Below are 18,878 nucleotides of genomic sequence, written 5' to 3' on the forward strand. Positions count from 1 at the left end.
TTTGGATTGTCTTTATCCCATCCTTTGCCTCGCGAGTTGACGCGCCCCGTGCATGTGGGCGGTGTGCAGATCGGTGGCGGCGCGCCGGTGGTGGTCCAATCCATGACCTGCACCGATACCGCTGATGCCCAGGCAACGCTTGCGCAAGTGTGCGCGTTGGCGCAGGCTGGCTGCGATATCGTGCGTGTGAGCGTGCCCACCGAGGCCGCGCTTGAGGGTTTCCGCACCATCTGTGCCGAGTCTCCGGTGCCAATCGTTGCCGATATCCACTTTAACCACAAGCTGGCCATCGGCGCCGTCGAGGCCGGTGCCGCCAAGCTCCGCATCAATCCCGGTAATATCGGCGATTGGGCCAAGGTCGATGCTGTCATCGATGCCGCGGGTGCTGCGGGCTGCGCAATTCGCATCGGTGTCAACGCTGGTTCGCTTGAGCAGGATATCGCCGAGCGCGACGACCTCACGCAGCCCGAAAAGCTCGTGATGTCGAGCGAGCGCTTCGTCAAGCACTTTGAGGACCACGGCTTTACGAACATTGTGCTTTCGGCCAAGGCCCATAGCGTGCAAACGACGCTCGATACCTATCGAGCCCTGTCGCGTGAGATTCCCCACGTTCCGCTTCACCTGGGCGTGACGGAGGCGGGGACCAAGCTCCAGGGCACCATCAAGAGCTCTGTAGGCTTGGGTATCTTGCTTTCCGAAGGCATTGGCGACACCATGCGTGTGTCGCTCACAGCCGATCCGGTTGAGGAGCCGCCGGTTGCCTGGGGTATTCTGCAGTCGTTGGGCCTGCGTCGCCGTGGCCCCGAGATTGTCTCGTGCCCCACGTGCGCCCGCTGCCAGGTTAACCTTATTCCCATTGCCGAGGAAGTAACCGAGCGGCTTAAGAACTATACCGCGCCGCTTTCGATTGCCGTTATGGGATGTGCCGTTAATGGCCCCGGCGAGGCTTCTGATGCCGACCTGGGCGTTGCTTGCGGACGTGGTCAGGCCTTGCTCTTTTCGCATGGCCAGATCATTGGTAAAGTAGCTGAGGACCAAATTGTCGACGCGCTTATGGCAGAGGTCGACAAGCTTATTGAGGAGAAATAAATGACCCGAGCAATGTATATGTCTAAGCTCTATGCGCCGACGCTTAAAGAGGATCCGGCGGACGCTGAGCTCGCCAGTCACCGCCTGCTGCTCCGTGCCGGCATGATCCGCAAGGAGGCCGCCGGCCTGTATTCCTACCTGCCGCTTGCCTGGCGCTCGATCCGTAAGATCGAGAACATCGTGCGCGACGAGATGGACGCTGCCGGCGCCCAGGAGCTTATGATGCCTATCATGGTCGACGCCGAGTTGTGGCGCGAGTCCGGCCGCATCGACGCCTATGGCAAGGAGCTTGTGCGCTTTGACGACCGTCATGGTCGCGAGTTCGTCCTGGGCCCCACGCACGAGGAGACCGTTACGGCCCTGGTTCGCAATGAGCTGCGCTCCTACAAGCAGCTGCCCGTTAACCTCTACCACATCCAGGACAAGTTCCGCGACGAGTTCCGTCCCCGCTTTGGCCTGATGCGCGGCCGCGAGTTCATCATGAAGGACGCCTACAGCTTCTCCGCCACGCAGGAGAGCCTGCAGGAGGAGTACGACAAGATGAAGCAGGCGTACGCCAATATCTGCGAGCGCTGCTACATCAAGGCTCTGCCCGTCGTCGCCGATTCTGGCGAGATCGGTGGCGATACCTCCGTCGAGTACATGGCTTTGGCTGACGCCGGCGAGGCTTCGCTCGTCTACTGCGACGATTGCGGCTTCGCTGCCGATGACGAGGCTGCAAGCACCAAGGTCGTCGTGACCGAGGGTCCTGGTGACGGTACGCTCACCAAGGTTGAGACTCCGGGCATGGGCACCATTGAGGCTGTTGCTAAGTTCTTTGGGTTCCCCGAGAACGGCACGCGCAAGTCGCTGGCACTCATCGACGCCGAGGGCAAGCCGGTCGTGGCCATTGTTCCGGGCGATCACGAGCTCAACGATTGCAAGGCCGAGCACGTCTTTGGCAAGGGCTATCGCATGATGACCGACGAGGAGCTTCAGGCGAACGGTCTGCACAAGGGCTTTATCGGACCGGTTAACCTGCCCGATGGCATTCGTCTGGTCTGCGACGAGAGCCTGCGCGAGTCCAAACAGTGGGCCTGCGGTGCCAACGAGGTCGATTATCACTTTACCGGTGCCTGCCCCGAGCGCGACTTTACCGTCGATGAGTGGGCCGATCTGGTCACCGTTGTCGCCGGCGACCCCTGCCCGCACTGCGGCAAGCCGCTCTCCGCTGCCCGCGGCATCGAGGTCTCTCAGGTCTTCCAGCTGGGCACCAAGTACTCCGAGGCCATGGGTGCCACCTTTATGGATGAGGACGGCAAGGAGAAGCCGCTCATCATGGGTTGCTACGGCGTGGGCGTGTCCCGCTCGCTTGCTGCCGTCGTGGAGCAGCACAACGACGAGCACGGTATCGTCTGGCCGGTCTCCGTTGCCCCGTACGAGGTCGCGGTGATTCCGCTTGATCCCAAGAAGGAAGAGTGCGCTACCGTCTGCGAGCAGATTGTTGATGGCCTGTGTGCCGAGGGTATCGAGGTCGTCGTCGACGATCGCGATGAGCGTCCGGGCTTTAAGTTTGTCGATAACGACCTCATGGGCTTCCCGTATCAGGTGGTTCTGGGCAAGCGCGGCCTTAAGAATGGCACCGTTGAGCTCAAGGACCGTGCTACGGGCGAGCGCGAGGACGTGGCGATCGACGAGGTCGTTGCCAAGGTTGCCGAGCTTGTTAAGGCAGCCCGCCGTTAATCGACGATTTCGCTTGTAGTTCGATATGTGGGACGGCCCCGCATTTCTCCAATCGGGGAGATGCGGGGCCGTCCTATTATCTTGTAGCATCCTCGATATCTAAAAGGAAAACCCCACAGCCCATGCGAGCTGCGGGGTTTTCCATTGTGCCTCCGATGCGAAATAAATCGCTCAGATATTACTGATAATCGACGACGTCGATCCAGTTCTTCAGGAACTCATCGTTCACGTTGCGCTTACGAGCGAGCTCGGAAGCGGCGACGATGCTCGTCCACTGACGCACGACCTGCATGGGCATGTCGGCGCGGTTGCAGTAGAGCTCCAGGTAGGCCTCGGCCTGGTCCTTGCTGTTGAGGGCGAAGAGCAGGTAGGTGGTGGCAACGTCGGCAGCAGGGGAGCCCTGGGTGGCGTGTGCCCAGTCGCACACATAGAGCTGGCCGTCGTCGCCGACGATGACGTTGGAGGGGTTGAAGTCGCCGTGGCAGACCTTGAACTCCTTGGTCATGCCGTCCAGACGCTCCTGAAGGTTGTAGCGCGTGGTGGCATTGAGCTGATCAAGGCTGTCGATCATGCGGGCGAACTTGTCGCGCTGACGGTTGAGCAGCGGGGAGGTGTAGCCGTGGATCTCAATCTGGAGATCGACGAACATCTCGAGGTACTCACCAAAGCGCTGGGGCTCGGCAGTCATCTTCTCGGCAAGGGTGGTGCCCGGAACCTTCTCGGTCACGAGCGCCCAGCCGTTGGCGTTCTCGAGCTGGGAAACCTCGAGAGCCTTGGGGCTGCGGATGCCGCACTCATTGATGCGGGCAAGATTCAAAGCCTCGTTGAACACGTCGGAGACGGGCTTGGTCTCGTTAAAGACCTTGACGATCTTGTCGCCCAGGTCGTAAACGACCTTGTTGCCGCGACGGACGAGCTCGGTCTTGGAATCGGGGAGCAGCATGATTGCATCCTTTCAACGATGCGATAGAAGCAACGGCGGGGGCGTGCGTACACCCGTGCACCCCCGCCGCAAATAACCGTGCTAAAACTAGCAGACGGCGTAGTCCTGGGGCTCGCGGCCGTAGTAGGCGTCCAGGTAGAGCTCCTTGATCTCGCTCATGAGCGGGTAGCGCGGGTTAGCGCCGGTGCACTGGTCGTTGAATGCCTGCTCGGTCATCTCGTCGAGGGTGTCGAGGAAGTACTGCTCGTCAACACCGTAGTCGGCGATGGTCTTCTTGACGCCGATGAAGTCCTTGAGCTCCTCGAGCTTCGTGATGAAGTTCTCGAAGACCTCCTTGTCGTCCTTGCCCTCGATGCCGCAGTACTTGGCCATCTCGGCGTAGTTGTGCAGTGCGTTGGGGTAAGGATACTGGGAGAAGGTACCCATCTTGACGGGAGCCTCGGCGGCGTTGTAGCGCATGACGCGAGTCAGGATGACGGCGTTAGCGATGCCGTGGGGCAGGTGATGGAAAGCGCCGAGCTTGTGAGCCATGGAGTGGTTGAGGCCCAGGAAGGCGTTGGCGAAGGCCATACCGGCCATGCAGGAGGCGTTGTGCATCTCCTCGCGGGCGTGCGGGTCCTTGGCGCCGTTCGTGAAGCTGGAGGGCAGGTTCTCAAAGACGAGCTTGGCAGCGCGCTCGGAGAGGCCCTTGGTGTAGTCGGAAGCCATGATGGAGACGTAGGACTCGATGGCGTGGGTCATGACGTCGATGCCGGAGGCAGCGGTCAGGCCGCGCGGGGCGGTCATGCAGTTGTCGGCGTCGACGATAGCCATGTTGGGGAGCAGCGCGTAGTCGGCGAGCGGCCACTTGATGCCGGTCTCCTTGTCGGTGATGATGGCGAACGGCGTGCACTCGGAGCCGGTACCCGAGGAGGTCGGGACGGCGACGAAGTAGGCCTTCTTGCCCATCTCGGGGAAGGTGAAGATACGCTTGCGGATGTCCATGAAGTCCATGGCCATGTCCTCAAACTTGCACTCGGGGTGCTCGTACATCATCCACATGATCTTGCCGGCGTCCATAGCGGAGCCACCGCCGACGGCGATGATGACGTCCGGCTCAAAGAGAGCCATCTGCTTGGCGCCGCGACGTGCGCACTGCAGCGACGGATCGGGCTCGACGTCGTAGAAGCAGTCGTGGGCGATGCCCATCTCGTCGAGCTTGGCCTCGATGGCGCGGGTGTTGCCATTCTTGAAGAGGAACTGGTCGGTAACGATGAAGGCGCGCTTCTTGCCCATGACGTTGCCCAGCTCGTCGAGGGCGACGGGCGTGGAACCCTTCTTGAAGTAGACCTTCTCGGGAGCGCGGAACCACAGCATGTTCTCACGGCGCTCGGCCACAGTCTTAACGTTGATCAAGTGCTTCACCCCAACGTTCTCGGAGACGGAGTTGCCGCCCCAGGAGCCGCAGCCCAGGGTCAGAGACGGCTTCATGCCAAAGTTGTACAGGTCACCGATGCCACCGTGCGAGGACGGGGTGTTGATGACGATGCGGCAGGCCTTCATGACGTGCTCGAACAGGCTGATCTTCTCGGCCTGGGCGGGGTGCACGTACAGAGAGGCGGTGTGGCCCGGGCCACCGGCGAGCACCAGGTGCTCGGCCTTGTCGACGGCCTCCTGGAAGTCCTTGGCGTGGTACATGGCCAGGACCGGGGAGAGCTTCTCGTGGGAGAACTCCTCCTTGGCGGGGTCGGTGGAGGTGACCTCGGCGATCAGGATCTTAGTCTTGGCGGGAACCTCGATGCCGGCGAGCTCGGCGATCTTGGCGGCAGCCATGCCGGGGATGCGGTGATCGAGGGCGCCGTTCTTGAACATGGCGGCACGCAGGGCCTCCATCTCGGCACCCTGCTTGACGAAGTAGCAGCCGCGCTTCTGGAACTCGGCCTTGACCTGGTCGTAGATGGTGTCGATGACGGTCACGGACTGCTCGGAAGCGCAGATCATGCCGTTGTCGAAGGTCTTGGAGTGGATGATGGAGTTGACTGCGAGCAGAACGTCGGCGGTGTCGTCGATGACGACCGGGGTGTTACCGGCGCCAACGCCCAGGGCGGGCTTGCCCGAGGAGTAGGCGGCCTTGACCATGCCCGGGCCACCGGTGGCGAGGATGATGTCGACGTCGCGCATGACCATGTTGGTCAGCTCGATGGAGGGGACATCGACCCAGCCGATGATGCCCTCGGGGGCGCCGGCCTTGACGGCGGCGTCAAGCACGAGCTTGGCGGCGGCGATGGTGCACTTGGCGGCAGCCGGGTGCGGGGAGATGATGATGGCGTTGCGGGTCTTCAGGCAGATCAGCGTCTTGAAGATCGCGGTGGAGGTGGGGTTGGTCGTCGGGATGACGGCGCCCACGATGCCGATGGGCTCGGCGATCTTGGTGATGCCGTAAGCCTCGTCGCGCTCCAGGACACCACAGGTCTTGGTGTTCTTGTAAGCGTTGTAGATGTACTCTGCGGCGTAGTGGTTCTTGATGACCTTGTCCTCAAGAACGCCGCGGCCGGTCTCCTCGATGGCCATCTTCGCCAACGGGATACGAGCCTTGTTGGCGGCCATGGCGGCCTCATAGAAGATCTTGTCGACCTGCTCCTGCGTGTACGTAGCAAAAAGCGCCTGGGCCTCTCGCATCTGAGCGAGCTTAGCCTCAAGCGCCTCTACGTTGTCCACAATTGCGGGAGTAGTGTTTTCCGGTGACTTTTTCACCATTTGTGTCTCCTTGCGATCGGAGATTTACCCTACGCCTTGCATGATAGCAAGAAATTATTCGGCGAACGGTAAGATTCCTCTAAAAGGCACACTAAAACGCTTCAATAAAATGAATCGTTTTAACCTAAATTATCTGCCTGCTGCATCGCCCCGCTCATTGGGTACAGACTCTCATGAGTATTTCAATGGGAAAACGGGACATCTGTTTGATAATCGCTATTCGCGGGTCGCGGTTGAGTTGGACACACAGGCGGTGCAGCTACTCGATTACATCCATTTCAATCCCGTGTAAGGTGCGTCCGACTCGCTCGAGGCGTACCGTTAGTTACAAGGCATACCAGCTGCGCTATGATCCCTTTGACATCTGCAAACCCTCATATAAGTCTGTCCCAAATGAGTGCAAAAAGGCGCCCTCCGTAAGGGAGGGCGCCTTTGGTAAGTTCTATGTGAACGCGAGGTCTTTGACCCGGAGAGTCCGAGGTACTTGTTGGTAAGACCTTATTTAGGAGCGCGCAACCTTGCCAGACTTGAGGCAGGTGGAGCAAACGTTCATCTTGCGACGGTGACCATCGACGACAACGTAGACGCGCTGGATGTTGGGGCGGAACTTACGGTTGGTGACGCGGTGAGAGTGGCTGATGGAGCGACCGGCAACGGGGTGCTTACCGCAAACTTCGCAAACTTTGGACATAACTGACCCTCCTTGGGCGACAAACGAACATGTCGCGTTAACAAACAAGCCTGAACTATAGCACAGAAGCAGCTCTCTGTGCGTAATCTACACAGAGATATTCCTCTTTTGGCGATAGTGCTCACGCCACGGCCCTGGACGTAGATCCGATTTGCGTGCAGCAGAGGGGATTATGCCAGCTCGTGCGTGCGTTTTCAAGCTTGTCCCACAAATATATATAGGTTTATGGAGCATTGGGCTCCGTTTACGGATTGCTCTGTATTTATGCTCGCAATTAAGCCCGAGGTTGGCTACACTATCCCTTGACCATTAAAGGGGTACGAGATACCCACATGGAATTACATAGCTGCCAAAGAGCAGCCTTTCCCGTGGGTGTCTGGTCCGCTTTAAGCGGTCGGGCATCTATTTTTTTGACTGTGTCAGCAGTCAAGACATGTGAGGAAGGAGATCGATGGGCACGACTTCCCCCAAGGCGGTCATCATGGACGAGACCGCCGTCAATCGAGCGATGACCCGCATCGCGCACGAGATTCTCGAGCGCAACGAGGGCTGTGAAGACCTCGCTCTGGTCGGCATCGTCACGCGCGGCGACCTTCTGGCAAAGAAGCTCGCCGAGGAGATCAAGGAGATCGAGGGCGTTGACGTTCCGCTCGGCAGCCTCGACATCAGCTTCTACCGCGATGACTACGCTACCAATTTCGCTCCCGCGATCCACGCCACCAACATTCCCTTCAGCGTCGATGGCAAACGCGTCGTTTTGGTGGACGACATCCTGTATACGGGCCGTACCATCCGCGCCGCTCTAGACGCCGTCATGGACCTGGGCCGTCCGAGCCGCATTGAGCTGGCAGTCCTCGTTGACCGCGGCCACCGCGAGCTCCCCATCTCGCCGGACTTTGTCGGCAAGAACGTTCCCTCGTCGCATGAGGAGAACGTGCACCTATATATGAAGGAAGTCGACGGCCACACCGCTGTCGAGATTAACGACGTCGCGCCGGGTTCCCACGTGGGCTCCGCGCCGCTGGGAGGTGAGTAGTACCGTGGCGTTCAACCATAAGCACCTGATCGACATTACCGAGTACTCCGAAGAGGACATCAAGCTCATCCTCGAGACCGCCAAGGCGTTCTCCGAGGTCAACGAGCGTGCCATCAAGAAGGTCCCCACGCTCAAGGGCAAGACCATCGTCAACATGTTCAACGAGCCCTCGACGCGCACCCGCAGCTCCTTCGAGCTCGCCGAGAAGCGTCTTTCGGCCGACAGCCTCAACTTTGGCGGCTCCTCGACCTCCACGGTCAAGGGCGAGAGCCTCGTCGACACCGTCGAGACCCTCAACGCCTACAAGATCGACTGCATCGTCGTGCGCGATAAGCACGCCGGTGCTCCCTACATCGTCACGCAGAACTCGCCCGCGAGCGTCATCTGCGCCGGTGACGGCAAGCACAACCATCCCACGCAGGCCCTGCTCGACCTGTACACCATCTGGGAGCACAAGGGTGACTTCCACGGTCTGAAGGTCGCCGTCGTCGGCGATATCGCGCACTCCCGCGTCTGCGGCTCGCTGATCCCCGCCCTTAAGATCATGGGCTGCGAGACCTACGCCGTCGCCCCCGGCACGCTGCTGCCGCCGGCGCCCGAGGTCCTGGGCTGCGACCACGTGACGAGCGACCTCGATTCCGTCCTGCCCGAGCTGGACGTCGTCTACATGCTGCGCGTGCAGCAGGAGCGTCTCGAGGGTGCCCCGTTCCCGACCATTCGTGAGTACCACAAGCTCTTCGGTCTGACCAAGGACCGCGAGAAGCTCATGAAGCCCGACGCGATCATCTGCCACCCGGGCCCCATCAACCGCGGCGTCGAGTTCGATTCCTATATGGCCGACCACCCGCAACGCTCCGTCATCCTGGAGCAGGTCTACGCCGGTATCTGCGTGCGTATGGCTATCCTGTATCTGCTGCTTGGAGGTGCCGATAATGGCCTTGCTTCTTAAGAATGCCCACGTCGTCGACCCGTCCGTCGAGCTTGACGGTGTCGTTGACGTCCTGATTGACGGCGACAAGATCGCCGAGGTCGGCGAGAATCTCGCCGTCGAGGGAGCCGAGGTCCGCGACCTTTCCGGCAAGTACCTCGTCCCTGGCCTGGTGGATATGCACGTTCACCTTCGCGAGCCCGGCTACGAGGTCAAAGAGGACATCGAGAGCGGCACCCGCGCAGCTGCCAAGGGCGGCTTTACCGGCGTGTGCGCCATGCCCAACACCGATCCCGTCACCGATAACGGCACCGTCGTGGAGTTCGTCAAGTCCCGCGCTGCCGAGGTCGGTCACTGCCGCGTCTATCCGTCGGGTGCCATGACCCGCGGTCTTAAGGGCGAGGCCATGTCCGAGATGGGCGATATGGTCGCCCACGGCGCCGTCGCCTTCACCGACGACGGTCGCGGCGTGCAGGGCGCGGGTATGCTCCGTCGTTGCATGGACTACGGCAAGATGTTCGGCAAGGTCTTTATGAGCCACTGCCAGGACGAGGACCTGGTCGGCCATGGCCAGATCAACGAGGGCAAGGTCTCGACCCGTCTGGCTCTCGAGGGCTGGCCGGCTGCCGGCGAGGAGCTCCAGATCGCTCGCGACATCGAGATCGCCAAGCTGACCGGTGCCAAGCTGCACATCCAGCACATCTCCACCGCCCATGGCCTGGAGATCGTGCGTGCCGGTAAGGCCGCTGGCGTTCAGGTCACCTGCGAGGCCACCCCGCACCACATGTTCCTGACCGAGAACGACCTGGACGAGACCTACAACACCTCGCTCAAGGTCAATCCGCCGCTGCGTACCGAGGAGGATGCCGAGGCCATCCGTCAGGGCGTCATCGACGGCACCGTCGACGTTATCGTCACCGATCACGCTCCTCACACCCCGTGGGAGAAGGCCCGTGAGTTCGAGCTTGCGCCCTTTGGTATGATCGGCCTCGAGACCTCGCTGTCGCTCGTACTCACCGAGCTGGTCAACACGGGCAAGATGAGCATGGGCCGCATGGTCGAGCTCATGGCCATCAAGCCGCGTGAGATCCTGGGTCTCGACCAGGTTCAGGTCAAGGCGGGCTCCGTTGCCGACCTGACCGTGTTCGACGCGTCCGCCACCTGGACGGTTGGCGAGGACGGTTACGAGTCGCGCGCCGAGAACTCCGGTTTTGCCGGCCGCACGCTCACCGGTCGTGCCACCGATGTGTTTGTCGGCGGTAAGCAGACGCTTGCCGACGGCTGCATCTGCTAGCATAGCCTTATCGCTTTTGTGCGCGGCGCCCTTGCGGTGCCGCGCTTTCTATTCGTTTGGACCATGCAACCGCATGGGGGATTGGAGCGTCTATGCCCACACCTTCCACTGCACGCATGCACGACTTCGAGGTCGTCTCGAACCGGGAGATCGCCGACGGCATCTTCTCGCTCGTCATCTCGGCCCCCAAGCTTGCAAGTGCGCTCAAGCCCGGCCAGTTTGTGAACATTGCCGTGCCCGGCGATGCTTCCTCGCTGCTTCGCGTGCCCCTGAGCTTCTATCGCGCCGACGCCGAGGCCGGCACTGTCGAGCTGTGGTACGCCGTCGTGGGCGACGACACCCGTCGCCTGTCGCAGATGGCCCCCGGCTCCAAGTCCAACCTGTTGGGCCCTGGCGGCCGCGGCTGGCTTGTTCCCGAGGGCACCAGGAAGGCGCTGCTCGTGGCGGGCGGCATCGGTGTTCCGCCCGTGCTGTGCCTTGCCGGCAAGCTTGCCGAGCAGGGTGTGGCCGTCGACGTGTGCCTGGGTTTTGGCACCGCTTCCAAGGCCGTGGGCATCGATGAGTTCCGCGCGCTGGGCGCCACGGTCAACGTTTGCACCGACGACGGCTCGCTCGGCACGCACGGTTTTTGCACCGACCCGGCAGCCGAGCTGCTCGGCGAGGGCGGCTACGACTACGTTGCCAGCTGCGGCCCCGCCGTCATGATGAAGAAGGTCGCCGCTGCTGCCGCCGAGGCCGGTGCGTACTGTGAGGTGTCGCTCGAGCGCATGATGAGCTGCGGCTTTGGCGCCTGCAACACCTGCAACGTCGAGACGGTCGACGGTATGAAGGGCGCCTGCATGTGCGGCCCCGTGTTCGATGCTTCCAAGGTGGTGGTCTTCTAGTGGGTACCGTGAACATGGCCGTCGATTTCGGCGGCGTCAAGATGCAGAACCCCATCAACACCGCAGCCGGCACCTTCGGCTACGGTTGGCAGTTCCAGAACTTCTTCGATGTTTCCCAGCTGGGCGCCATTACCACCAAGGGTTGCGCAGCCGAGCCCTGGCCCGGCAATCCCGCGCCCCGCATGGCTGAGATTCCCGGCGGCATGATCAACTCCGTGGGCCTTCAGAACCCCGGCGTGGCCGCCTTTGCTCGCGAGTCCGGTCCGTGGCTCGAGCAGCTCTCCAAGGACGGCTGCCAGGTCATCTGTCAGGTTGCCGGCCACTCCGTTGACGAGTTTGTCCGCGCACTCGAGATGTATGTCGAGCTGTGCCCCTGGGCTGCCGGCTACGAGATCAACGTTAGCTGCCCCAATATCGCCGCCGGCGGTGCCGCCATGGGCTCCACGCCCGAGGGCGCCTCTTCCGTTATGGCTGCCTGCCGTAAGGTGACCGATAAGCCGCTGTTCGTGAAGATGGCGCCGGTCAACGTCGCCGAGATCGCCAAGGCCCTCGAGGCTGCCGGCGCCGACGGCCTTTCGGTCATCAACTCCATCCAGGGTATGGCCATCGACGTCCATACCCGCAAGTCCCGCGTGGCAAAGCCCAAGGGCGGCCTTTCGGGCCCGCTGTGTCATCACATCGCCGTGCGCATGGTCTGGGAGGTTGCCCAGGCCGTCGATATCCCCATCAACGGTGTCGGCGGTGTCATGACCGGTGAGGATGCGGCTGAGTTTATCCTGGCCGGTGCCACCTGCGTGTCGGTCGGTATGGCCAACTTCGTCGATCCGTGCGCTTCGCTCAAGATCGCGCATGAGCTCGAGGCCTGGGCCGAGTCCCAGGGCGTGAAGGACATCAACGAACTGGTAGGTGCTTTCGAATGCTAGAGACCGATGCCCGCGACCGCGTTATCGTCGCCCTCGACTGCGACCGTGAGCGTGCGCTCGAGCTCGCCCACGAGCTTTCTGGTCATGCCGCTTGGCTCAAGGTGGGCATGACGCTCTATTACGCTGAGGGTCCCCAGATCGTCAAGACCTTTAAGGACCTGGGCTTTAAGGTCTTCCTCGACCTCAAGTTCCATGACATTCCGCATCAGGTTCGCGGTGCCGCCCGTTCGGCCTCGCTTGCCGGAGCCGACCTGCTTTCGGTCCACGGCTTGGGTTCGGGCGCCATGCTCGCTGCCTGCCGCGAGGGTGCCGAGGAGGCGCGCGAGGACCGCGCCAAGCTCGTCGCCATCACCGTTCTCACGAGCATGAATCAGGATGCCTTGAGCGAGATCGGCGTCGAGTCGCCCGTGGCCGAGGAGGCCGCCCGCCTGGCAAAGCTCGCTCAGGCCAACGGCATCGATGGCATCGTGTGCTCGCCGATGGAGGCTCACGACATGCGTGAGCTGCTGGGTCCTGATGCCCTGATCGTGACTCCGGGTGTACGTCCGGTGGGTGCCGCCTTAGGCGACCAGTCTCGCGTGGCGACGCCTTCCCAGGCTATCGAGCGAGGCGCAAGCCACATTGTGGTGGGCCGTCCCATCACTGGTGCCGACGATCCGGTTGCCGCCTTTGACGCCATCGTCGCCGAGCTGGTCGAAAACGTCGCGTAAAAGATTCCCCTAAGTCACCACTTTTGGGTCTCATTAGCACAAAATAGCCCCTGTGCCTGCGTAAACTTTCCCATCCTTTGTGTGGAATCGCAGGTCAGGGGCTTAACTTTGGGCGCAGTATATTGCACTTTTTGCGGGTATCGTCTAACCTATGGAGCCGCGATTGGGCATTTTGTACGTTCTACGTGCTAAAATGCCAATTATTGAATCAGATATAACCCAACTATTTGGAGGTACGAATGGCACTCCCTCAGCTTACCGATGAGCAGCGCAAGCAGGCTCTTGAGAAGGCTGCTGCCGCACGTCACGCCCGCGCTGAGCTTCGCGAGCAGATCAAGAAGGGCGAGAAGTCCCTCGAGTCCGTGCTCAACTCCGATGACCCCATCGCTTCCCGCATGAAGGTTTCCACCCTCATCGAGTCTCTCCCTGGTTATGGCAAGGCCAAGGCCGCCAAGATCATGGAGGAGCTCGGTATCTCCGCTACCCGTCGCGTCCAGGGCCTCGGCGTCCGTCAGCGCGAGCAGCTCCTCGAGCAGCTGACCAAATAAGTGAGCGCTCAGGATTCCAAGCTCTTTGTGATTTCTGGACCGTCAGGCGCAGGCAAGGGTACGCTCGTCACTCGTGTGCGCGAGCGCCGCTCGAACCTGGGCCTGACGGTTTCGGCTACCACGCGAGCACCACGCAAAGGTGAGGTCGACGGCGTCAACTACTTTTTTCTGACGCGCGAGGAGTTCGACCGCCGCGTGGCAAACGGTGAGTTTGTTGAGTGGGCCGAGGTCCACGGTAACTGCTACGGCACGTTGGTGAGCGAGGTCACATCCAAGCTCGCCTCGGGCGCGTCTCTGATTTTGGAGATTGATGTCCAGGGCGCCCTGCAGGTGAAGGAACGTTTCCCCGAGGCCGTGTTGATCTTTATCAAGCCGCCTTCGCTTGAGGTTCTTCGCGAGCGTCTAGTCGGTCGCGGTACCGAGACGCCCGAGACGATTGAGCTGCGTATGGCAAACGCCGCCGATGAGCTTGCCCTTGCCGACCGCTACGACGACGTCGTGGTTAATGACGATCTCGACCGCGCGACCGATGAGCTCGTTCGCGTTCTCGATATGCATGAAAGGATCTGAGGTCCGTGTCCGTTGTAAAGCCTTGCATTGACGATCTTCTGGAGAAGACCGATCACAACCGCTTCCTGCTCGCTTCGCTTGCCTCCAAGCGCGCCTGCGACATTAACAGCATGCTGCGTGGCCAGCACAACCGCGTGCTTGCCGTCCAGGATGTCGATGACATCACCATCGGGCTTTCCGGTGCCGATACCATCTCGATGGCTATGGACGAGATTGTCGACGGCGACATCTCTTACGACGAGGCCCGTTACGAGAAGGCGCTCGGCCACAAGGTTGCTGAAGCCTAAATGGCGGCTCGCGTCTGCCTGGTCCACTATCACGAGGTTGGACTGAAGGGTAAGAACCGCGCACATTTTGAGCATATCCTCATGGATAACATCAAGGCGGCCTTGGCCGCCTTTTCCGTGAATGCCGTGTCTCGAATTTCCGGTTATATCCTCGTGACCTTTAACGAGCATCAGGCCGACGAGGCGGCGCGTGTCATTCGCACCGTTCCCGGCGTTGCTCGCGTGTCTTTGGCGTATCACACCAATCGCGACCCTCAGGAGTACTGTGCCGCCGCCGTCAAGGCGCTGCGCGAGTTTGGTTCCTTCGATTCGTTTAAGGTGCATGCCAAGCGCTCCAATACCGACTATGAGCTCACCTCGATTGACATCAATCGTCAGGTGGGCGAGGTGTTGTGTGAGGCCTTCCCCGATAAAAAGGTTCAAATGCACGACCCCGATGCCATGGTGCACGTACTGGTGGTTCAGGGTAGCGTTTATGTGTACGCGCGCTCCGAGCGCGGCGTGGGCGGTCTGCCGGTGGGTTCTGCCGGCAAGGTCGTGACGCTGCTGTCGTCGGGTATCGATTCTCCGGTGGCGACTTGGATGCTCGCGCGTCGCGGTGCGGTGTGCGTGCCGGTACATTTCTCCGGTCGTCCGCAGACGCCCGATACGAGCGAGTATTTGGTACAGGACATCATCCGTGCGCTTGAGCCGGGTGTCCAGATCGGTCGCCTGTACGTGGTGCCGTTTGGCGACTGCCAGCGTGAGATTTCGGTCACCTGTCCCAGCAACCTGCGCGTGATCATGTATCGCCGCATTATGTATTCGGTTGCCGAGCGCATTGCACACATCGAGGGCGCCAAGGCCATCGTTACGGGTGAATCGCTTGGGCAGGTTGCCTCCCAAACGCTTGAGAACATCATGGCCGTCAACGAGGCCGTGAAGATCCCCGTGTTCCGTCCTCTCATCGGTTCGGACAAGCAGGAGATCATCGCTCGCGCCGAGGAGATCGGTACGTTCGATATCTCGACTGAGGCCGCTCCCGACTGCTGCACGCTGTTTATGCCGCGCCGTCCCGAGACGCACGCTAAACTCGATGCCGTGCATGAGGCTTGGGAGTTGTTCGATCACGAGGAGATGATCGAGCGCCTGCTCAAGCAGACCGAGTACATCGACTTCGAGAGCAACACGTATAAGGCCCCTAAGACCTTAAAACGCAACCATTCGGAGCTTGCTCCGCGTGAGATTTACCAAGATCACGAGTAAATTTGTGCATAGACCGACGATGCGCCTGCATCGTCGGTCTTTTGCTATCTGGGCATTTTGCGGCTAAGTGTTCATTTGCTGACGTGTGCCTGAATAAATGGACAGATTTGTGCAAGGTTTTGATCGGCTTTTGGTTTGACCGCGAAAACCGGTTTTGGAGAATGACTGTTGCAGGACTCTTTTCCTGACACGATGGTGTTGGGAGGTTTTGCTATGGCGCAGCGCGAACAACACGAACGGGTCAAACGGATGGACCGCTTGGCGGACAAGCTGCTCGGTCATAAGGCGGTGGTGATGGCGATACTGGTCGTCATTGCGATGGCGAGTGGACTGGCGATGGCGAACCTTGGCGGCGGTGCCGGCAGTGTGTCGTTTGAGCGCACTGATGGTTCGGGTTCGTTAGTGGAGCCGGGATCCGGCGATGCTTCGAGCGGAAAGACATCCGAAGGCTCTTCGTCTAAGGCTTCTGCCGCGGCAGAGGTCTATGTCGATGTCGATGGCGCCGTTGTGTCGCCCGGTGTATATCGTCTCAAGGACGGCGCGCGGGTGGCTCAGGCGATTGATGCCGCCGGCGGGCTGGCGCTCGAGGCAGACGTTACGGGGCTCAATCGGGCATCTAAGGTCGTCGATGGACAGAAGATTCACGTTCCAACGGTAGGGGAGCAGCAGGCGTCCATTGCGGAAGCCGGTGTTGATGGTGGGGCTTCCGCATCATCGGGCGTGAGTGGCGCAACAGGCCTAGTAAATATCAATACGGCAAGCGCGGCAGAGCTGCAGACGCTTTCGGGCATCGGCCCCTCCATGGCCCAGTCGATTATCGATGAGCGGACAAAGAACGGTGCTTTTTCTTCGGTTGACGATCTGATGCGTGTGTCGGGAATCGGCGAGAAGAAGCTTGCCAAAATCAAAGATTGCATCTGCGTATGAGTGCGACCGAGCGCGAGCACGTGATGCCTCCGCGGCCCCTGATGCCGTGGACGATGGCCCTGTGTGCCGGCATGTGCATGAGCTGCGTCTTGGTGCTCAACATGGTCGCTGATGCGCTGCTGAGGGAGCGGGCTCCGGCGGTCGGGCCGCTATGGGCCATTCCCGTTGCGGCGGCGGTATTCGTTGTGCTGGCTCAATCTTGTGCGCGGCTTGCCCCTTTGAAGCGGTGGCTGTATGCCGCGTCCGTCGGTCTCGTGGCGGGAGCGGTCGTCTCGGTGTGGTGGGCTTTGGGCACGCTGAGTGCCTCGAAGGCGTTCGATGGTCGAGCGGCAAGTAGCCTCGAGTTTGTCGTGCAGGGTGATCCATCCATAAACGACGACGTGTATTCCTATACCTGCGAGGCATGCGCGGACGGTAAGAACCTGGCAACGGTTCGCCTATCGTTTGACCGCGAGCTCAAGGTCGGGGCGCACGTGCGTGTTATCGGTCGCGTTTCACGTTTTGAGAACGATGCGTATGGACGATCGCGCGTGCTCCGAGGTGAGGTGCGCAAGGTTAAAGTCGTTCGGATTTTGTCGGTCGATGAGGACTCTCCGGGGCCGCTTCATCGGATGCGAAATGGGCTGCTTGCGTCCATCGCGCCTGCGACCGACCCGGCGCGTGCACTCATAGCCGGTGTCGCCTGCGGTCGTTCGGCCGAGCTGCGCGCCCAGCCGGCGGGCGACTGGTTTTCGGTGACGGGAACGGCGCATCTTATCGCCGTCTCGGGCAGCCATTTGGCTATCGTGGGGTTTGTAATCGAGGGTGTATTGCAAAAGACTCGGTGCTCGCGTGGTCTTCAGCGGGCGATATTGGCGATAACGCTTGTGGGCTACGTTGCCTTTACGGGCGCGTCTCCCTCGGCCGTGCGCGCGTGCTGCATGTTGTTCGCGACGCTTGTCGTAAACGGCGCGGGGCGTCGCCGGCACGGACTTTCGGCACTCTTCGTAACCATGTCCATCTTTGTGCTGCTGCGGCCGACGGTTCTGTTAGAGATGGGCTTTCAGCTTTCATGTGCCAGCGTCTTAGCCATTCTGTGCTTTTGCCCCTATGCGACCTACGCTTTGGGTGAGCTTAGTGTTCCGTCGGGCGTTGCCGGCATGCTTTCCGTCACGCTGTGCTCGCAACTGGCGACACTTCCCATTACCATTCCTGCCTTTGGTACGTTCTCGCTCATTGCTCCGCTGGCAAATGCGGTCCTCGGTCCGGTGGTGAGTGTACTGCTCGTCGTGTCGATCGTGCTGGTTCCCTTTTCGCTCGTGGCGCCGTTGCGGACTTGGGCGCTCGTTGTGCCCATGATTGCCGCCCGTTGCGCGCTGTTCTTTGAGCAGCTGTTTGCCGCCGTGCCGGGTGCATCCGTGAGCGTGCCGCCCGATAGCATGTGGATTTACCTAGTGCCGTGTTTGCTGGCGGTTCTGCTTGTCTGGTGGCCGCGTCCCCGTGCACGTCCTATGTCGGTGGGGCTTGCATGCCTGGTGCTCTTGGCTGCGATTCCGTACGTCTACTGGGATCGATTCGCTCCGCCTTCGGTGACGGTGCTCGATGTGGGCCAGGCCGATGCGATTCTTATTCGCCAGGGCGGCGCAGTGGCGCTCGTCGACTGCGGGCTCGACGAGCGCGTGGTGGCGGCGTTGGTTCGCAATAACGTGCACCATATCGATGCCGTCTTTGTGACGCATTGGGATGAGGATCACTGGGGTGGTCTGCCTGCCGTGCTTGAACAGTTTTCGGTCGGAACGATTGCCGTGGCGGCGGATGCGCTGGAGGATGCTCCTGCCGAGGTATTGAACCGACCTGGCGTGGAGTATCGGCAGGTGCGCCGTGGGGATACGGTCGATATCGGCTCATTTTGCGCCCGCGTGATGTGGCCATTCGAGGCCGTGGATGGCGAGGGAAATGAGGACTCGCTTGTCCTGTTGCTCTCTTATGATCAGGAAGGCAAGGGCCTGCGCATACTACTCACCGGTGATGCCGAGCTCGACCAAGAACGGGAATTCGTGCAGGAGGTGGGGGATATCGATGTCCTTAAACTTGGGCATCACGGCTCTAAGGTTTCAGTCGATGGTCAGTTGCTGGACGTCCTGAAGCCCGAGCTTTCCCTCGCGAGCGCGGGCGAGGGGAATCGATACGGCCATCCGTCCGATGCCTGCATCGATGCCGTTAAGGAAGCGGGCGGCGTTTTCGCGTGCACTATCGAACACGGCGACATTACCGTCACGCCGACTGCGAATGGCTTTGCGATGCGATGCCAGCAACCGTGATGACATCGTTGGCGCGCGGTGGGCCCCTGGGCTAGAATGGCACGG

General features: G+C 60.9%; 17 protein-coding genes. 14 read left to right on the forward strand and 3 right to left on the reverse strand.

Features of this window, described 5'->3' with window-relative positions; translation table 11 throughout:
- Window positions 1–6 precede the first annotated feature (6 nt).
- Both ispG and AB5202_RS05440 read left to right on the forward strand, forming a co-directional pair.
- Window positions 7–1,089, forward strand: coding sequence for a flavodoxin-dependent (E)-4-hydroxy-3-methylbut-2-enyl-diphosphate synthase (gene ispG / locus AB5202_RS05435; RefSeq protein ID WP_195621726.1), 1,083 nt, complete (start codon window positions 7–9; stop codon window positions 1,087–1,089).
- Window positions 1,090–2,811 (forward strand): proline--tRNA ligase, encoded by a 1,722-nt coding sequence (locus AB5202_RS05440; RefSeq protein ID WP_229089788.1) that lies wholly within the window; start codon window positions 1,090–1,092, stop codon window positions 2,809–2,811.
- Window positions 2,812–2,989: 178 nt separating this feature from the next.
- Here AB5202_RS05440 and AB5202_RS05445 read toward each other — a convergent pair whose 3' ends face one another.
- The 3 genes from AB5202_RS05445 to rpmB all read right to left on the reverse strand — a co-directional run bounded on the left by AB5202_RS05445 (window position 2,990) and on the right by rpmB (window position 7,181).
- Entirely contained in the window at window positions 2,990–3,754 is a 765-nt protein-coding gene (locus AB5202_RS05445) for a phosphotransferase (protein ID WP_368143747.1), read from the reverse strand.
- Between the two features lie 87 nt (window positions 3,755–3,841).
- Entirely contained in the window at window positions 3,842–6,490 is a 2,649-nt protein-coding gene (gene adhE / locus AB5202_RS05450) for a bifunctional acetaldehyde-CoA/alcohol dehydrogenase (RefSeq protein WP_161160261.1), read from the reverse strand.
- A 502-nt stretch (window positions 6,491–6,992) separates the two neighbouring features.
- A complete protein-coding gene (rpmB, locus tag AB5202_RS05455; protein WP_022094725.1) occupies window positions 6,993–7,181 on the reverse strand; it encodes a 50S ribosomal protein L28 in 189 nt (62 codons plus the stop codon).
- Window positions 7,182–7,632: 451 nt separating this feature from the next.
- Here rpmB and pyrR point away from each other — a divergent pair, with 451 nt between their 5' ends.
- From pyrR to AB5202_RS05515, 12 genes are all read left to right on the forward strand, one after another.
- A complete protein-coding gene (gene pyrR, locus AB5202_RS05460) occupies window positions 7,633–8,217 on the forward strand; it encodes a bifunctional pyr operon transcriptional regulator/uracil phosphoribosyltransferase PyrR (protein ID WP_006236123.1) in 585 nt (194 codons plus the stop codon).
- A 4-nt stretch (window positions 8,218–8,221) separates the two neighbouring features.
- Window positions 8,222–9,166: an aspartate carbamoyltransferase catalytic subunit gene (locus AB5202_RS05465; RefSeq protein ID WP_035138537.1), complete on the forward strand. Its 945-nt coding sequence runs from the start codon at window positions 8,222–8,224 to the stop codon at window positions 9,164–9,166.
- On the forward strand, window positions 9,150–10,439 hold the full coding sequence (locus tag AB5202_RS05470; protein ID WP_161161343.1) for a dihydroorotase: 1,290 nt from the start codon (window positions 9,150–9,152) through the stop codon (window positions 10,437–10,439). The genes AB5202_RS05465 and AB5202_RS05470 overlap by 17 nt, the downstream gene beginning before the upstream one ends.
- A gap of 116 nt (window positions 10,440–10,555) precedes the next feature.
- Window positions 10,556–11,323, forward strand: coding sequence for a dihydroorotate dehydrogenase electron transfer subunit (locus AB5202_RS05475; RefSeq protein WP_368143755.1), 768 nt, complete (start codon window positions 10,556–10,558; stop codon window positions 11,321–11,323).
- 14 nt (window positions 11,324–11,337) lie between these two features.
- Entirely contained in the window at window positions 11,338–12,246 is a 909-nt protein-coding gene (locus AB5202_RS05480) for a dihydroorotate dehydrogenase (RefSeq protein ID WP_006236128.1), read from the forward strand.
- Complete coding sequence (gene pyrF / locus AB5202_RS05485) at window positions 12,240–12,956, forward strand: orotidine-5'-phosphate decarboxylase (RefSeq protein ID WP_022094720.1); 717 nt, start codon at window positions 12,240–12,242, stop codon at window positions 12,954–12,956. The genes AB5202_RS05480 and pyrF overlap by 7 nt, the downstream gene beginning before the upstream one ends.
- A 239-nt stretch (window positions 12,957–13,195) precedes the next feature.
- Entirely contained in the window at window positions 13,196–13,504 is a 309-nt protein-coding gene (mihF, locus tag AB5202_RS05490) for an integration host factor, actinobacterial type (RefSeq protein ID WP_006236130.1), read from the forward strand.
- Window positions 13,505–14,074 carry a guanylate kinase gene (gene gmk, locus AB5202_RS05495; RefSeq protein WP_006236131.1) on the forward strand — a complete coding sequence of 190 codons (570 nt, stop codon included), beginning with the start codon at window positions 13,505–13,507 and terminating at the stop codon, window positions 14,072–14,074.
- A 5-nt stretch (window positions 14,075–14,079) separates the two neighbouring features.
- A complete protein-coding gene (locus AB5202_RS05500) occupies window positions 14,080–14,361 on the forward strand; it encodes a DNA-directed RNA polymerase subunit omega (protein ID WP_035138532.1) in 282 nt (93 codons plus the stop codon).
- Window positions 14,362–15,606, forward strand: coding sequence for a tRNA uracil 4-sulfurtransferase ThiI (gene thiI, locus AB5202_RS05505; protein ID WP_195621731.1), 1,245 nt, complete (start codon window positions 14,362–14,364; stop codon window positions 15,604–15,606). It abuts the gene before it with no gap.
- A 249-nt stretch (window positions 15,607–15,855) separates the two neighbouring features.
- Window positions 15,856–16,533 carry a helix-hairpin-helix domain-containing protein gene (locus AB5202_RS05510; RefSeq protein WP_229089789.1) on the forward strand — a complete coding sequence of 226 codons (678 nt, stop codon included), beginning with the start codon at window positions 15,856–15,858 and terminating at the stop codon, window positions 16,531–16,533.
- On the forward strand, window positions 16,530–18,833 hold the full coding sequence (locus AB5202_RS05515; RefSeq protein WP_368143748.1) for a DNA internalization-related competence protein ComEC/Rec2: 2,304 nt from the start codon (window positions 16,530–16,532) through the stop codon (window positions 18,831–18,833). The genes AB5202_RS05510 and AB5202_RS05515 overlap by 4 nt, the downstream gene beginning before the upstream one ends.
- Window positions 18,834–18,878: the final 45 nt, after the last annotated feature.

The organism is Collinsella aerofaciens, from assembly GCF_040915545.1.
Lineage (GTDB): Bacteria > Actinomycetota > Coriobacteriia > Coriobacteriales > Coriobacteriaceae > Collinsella > Collinsella aerofaciens_BE.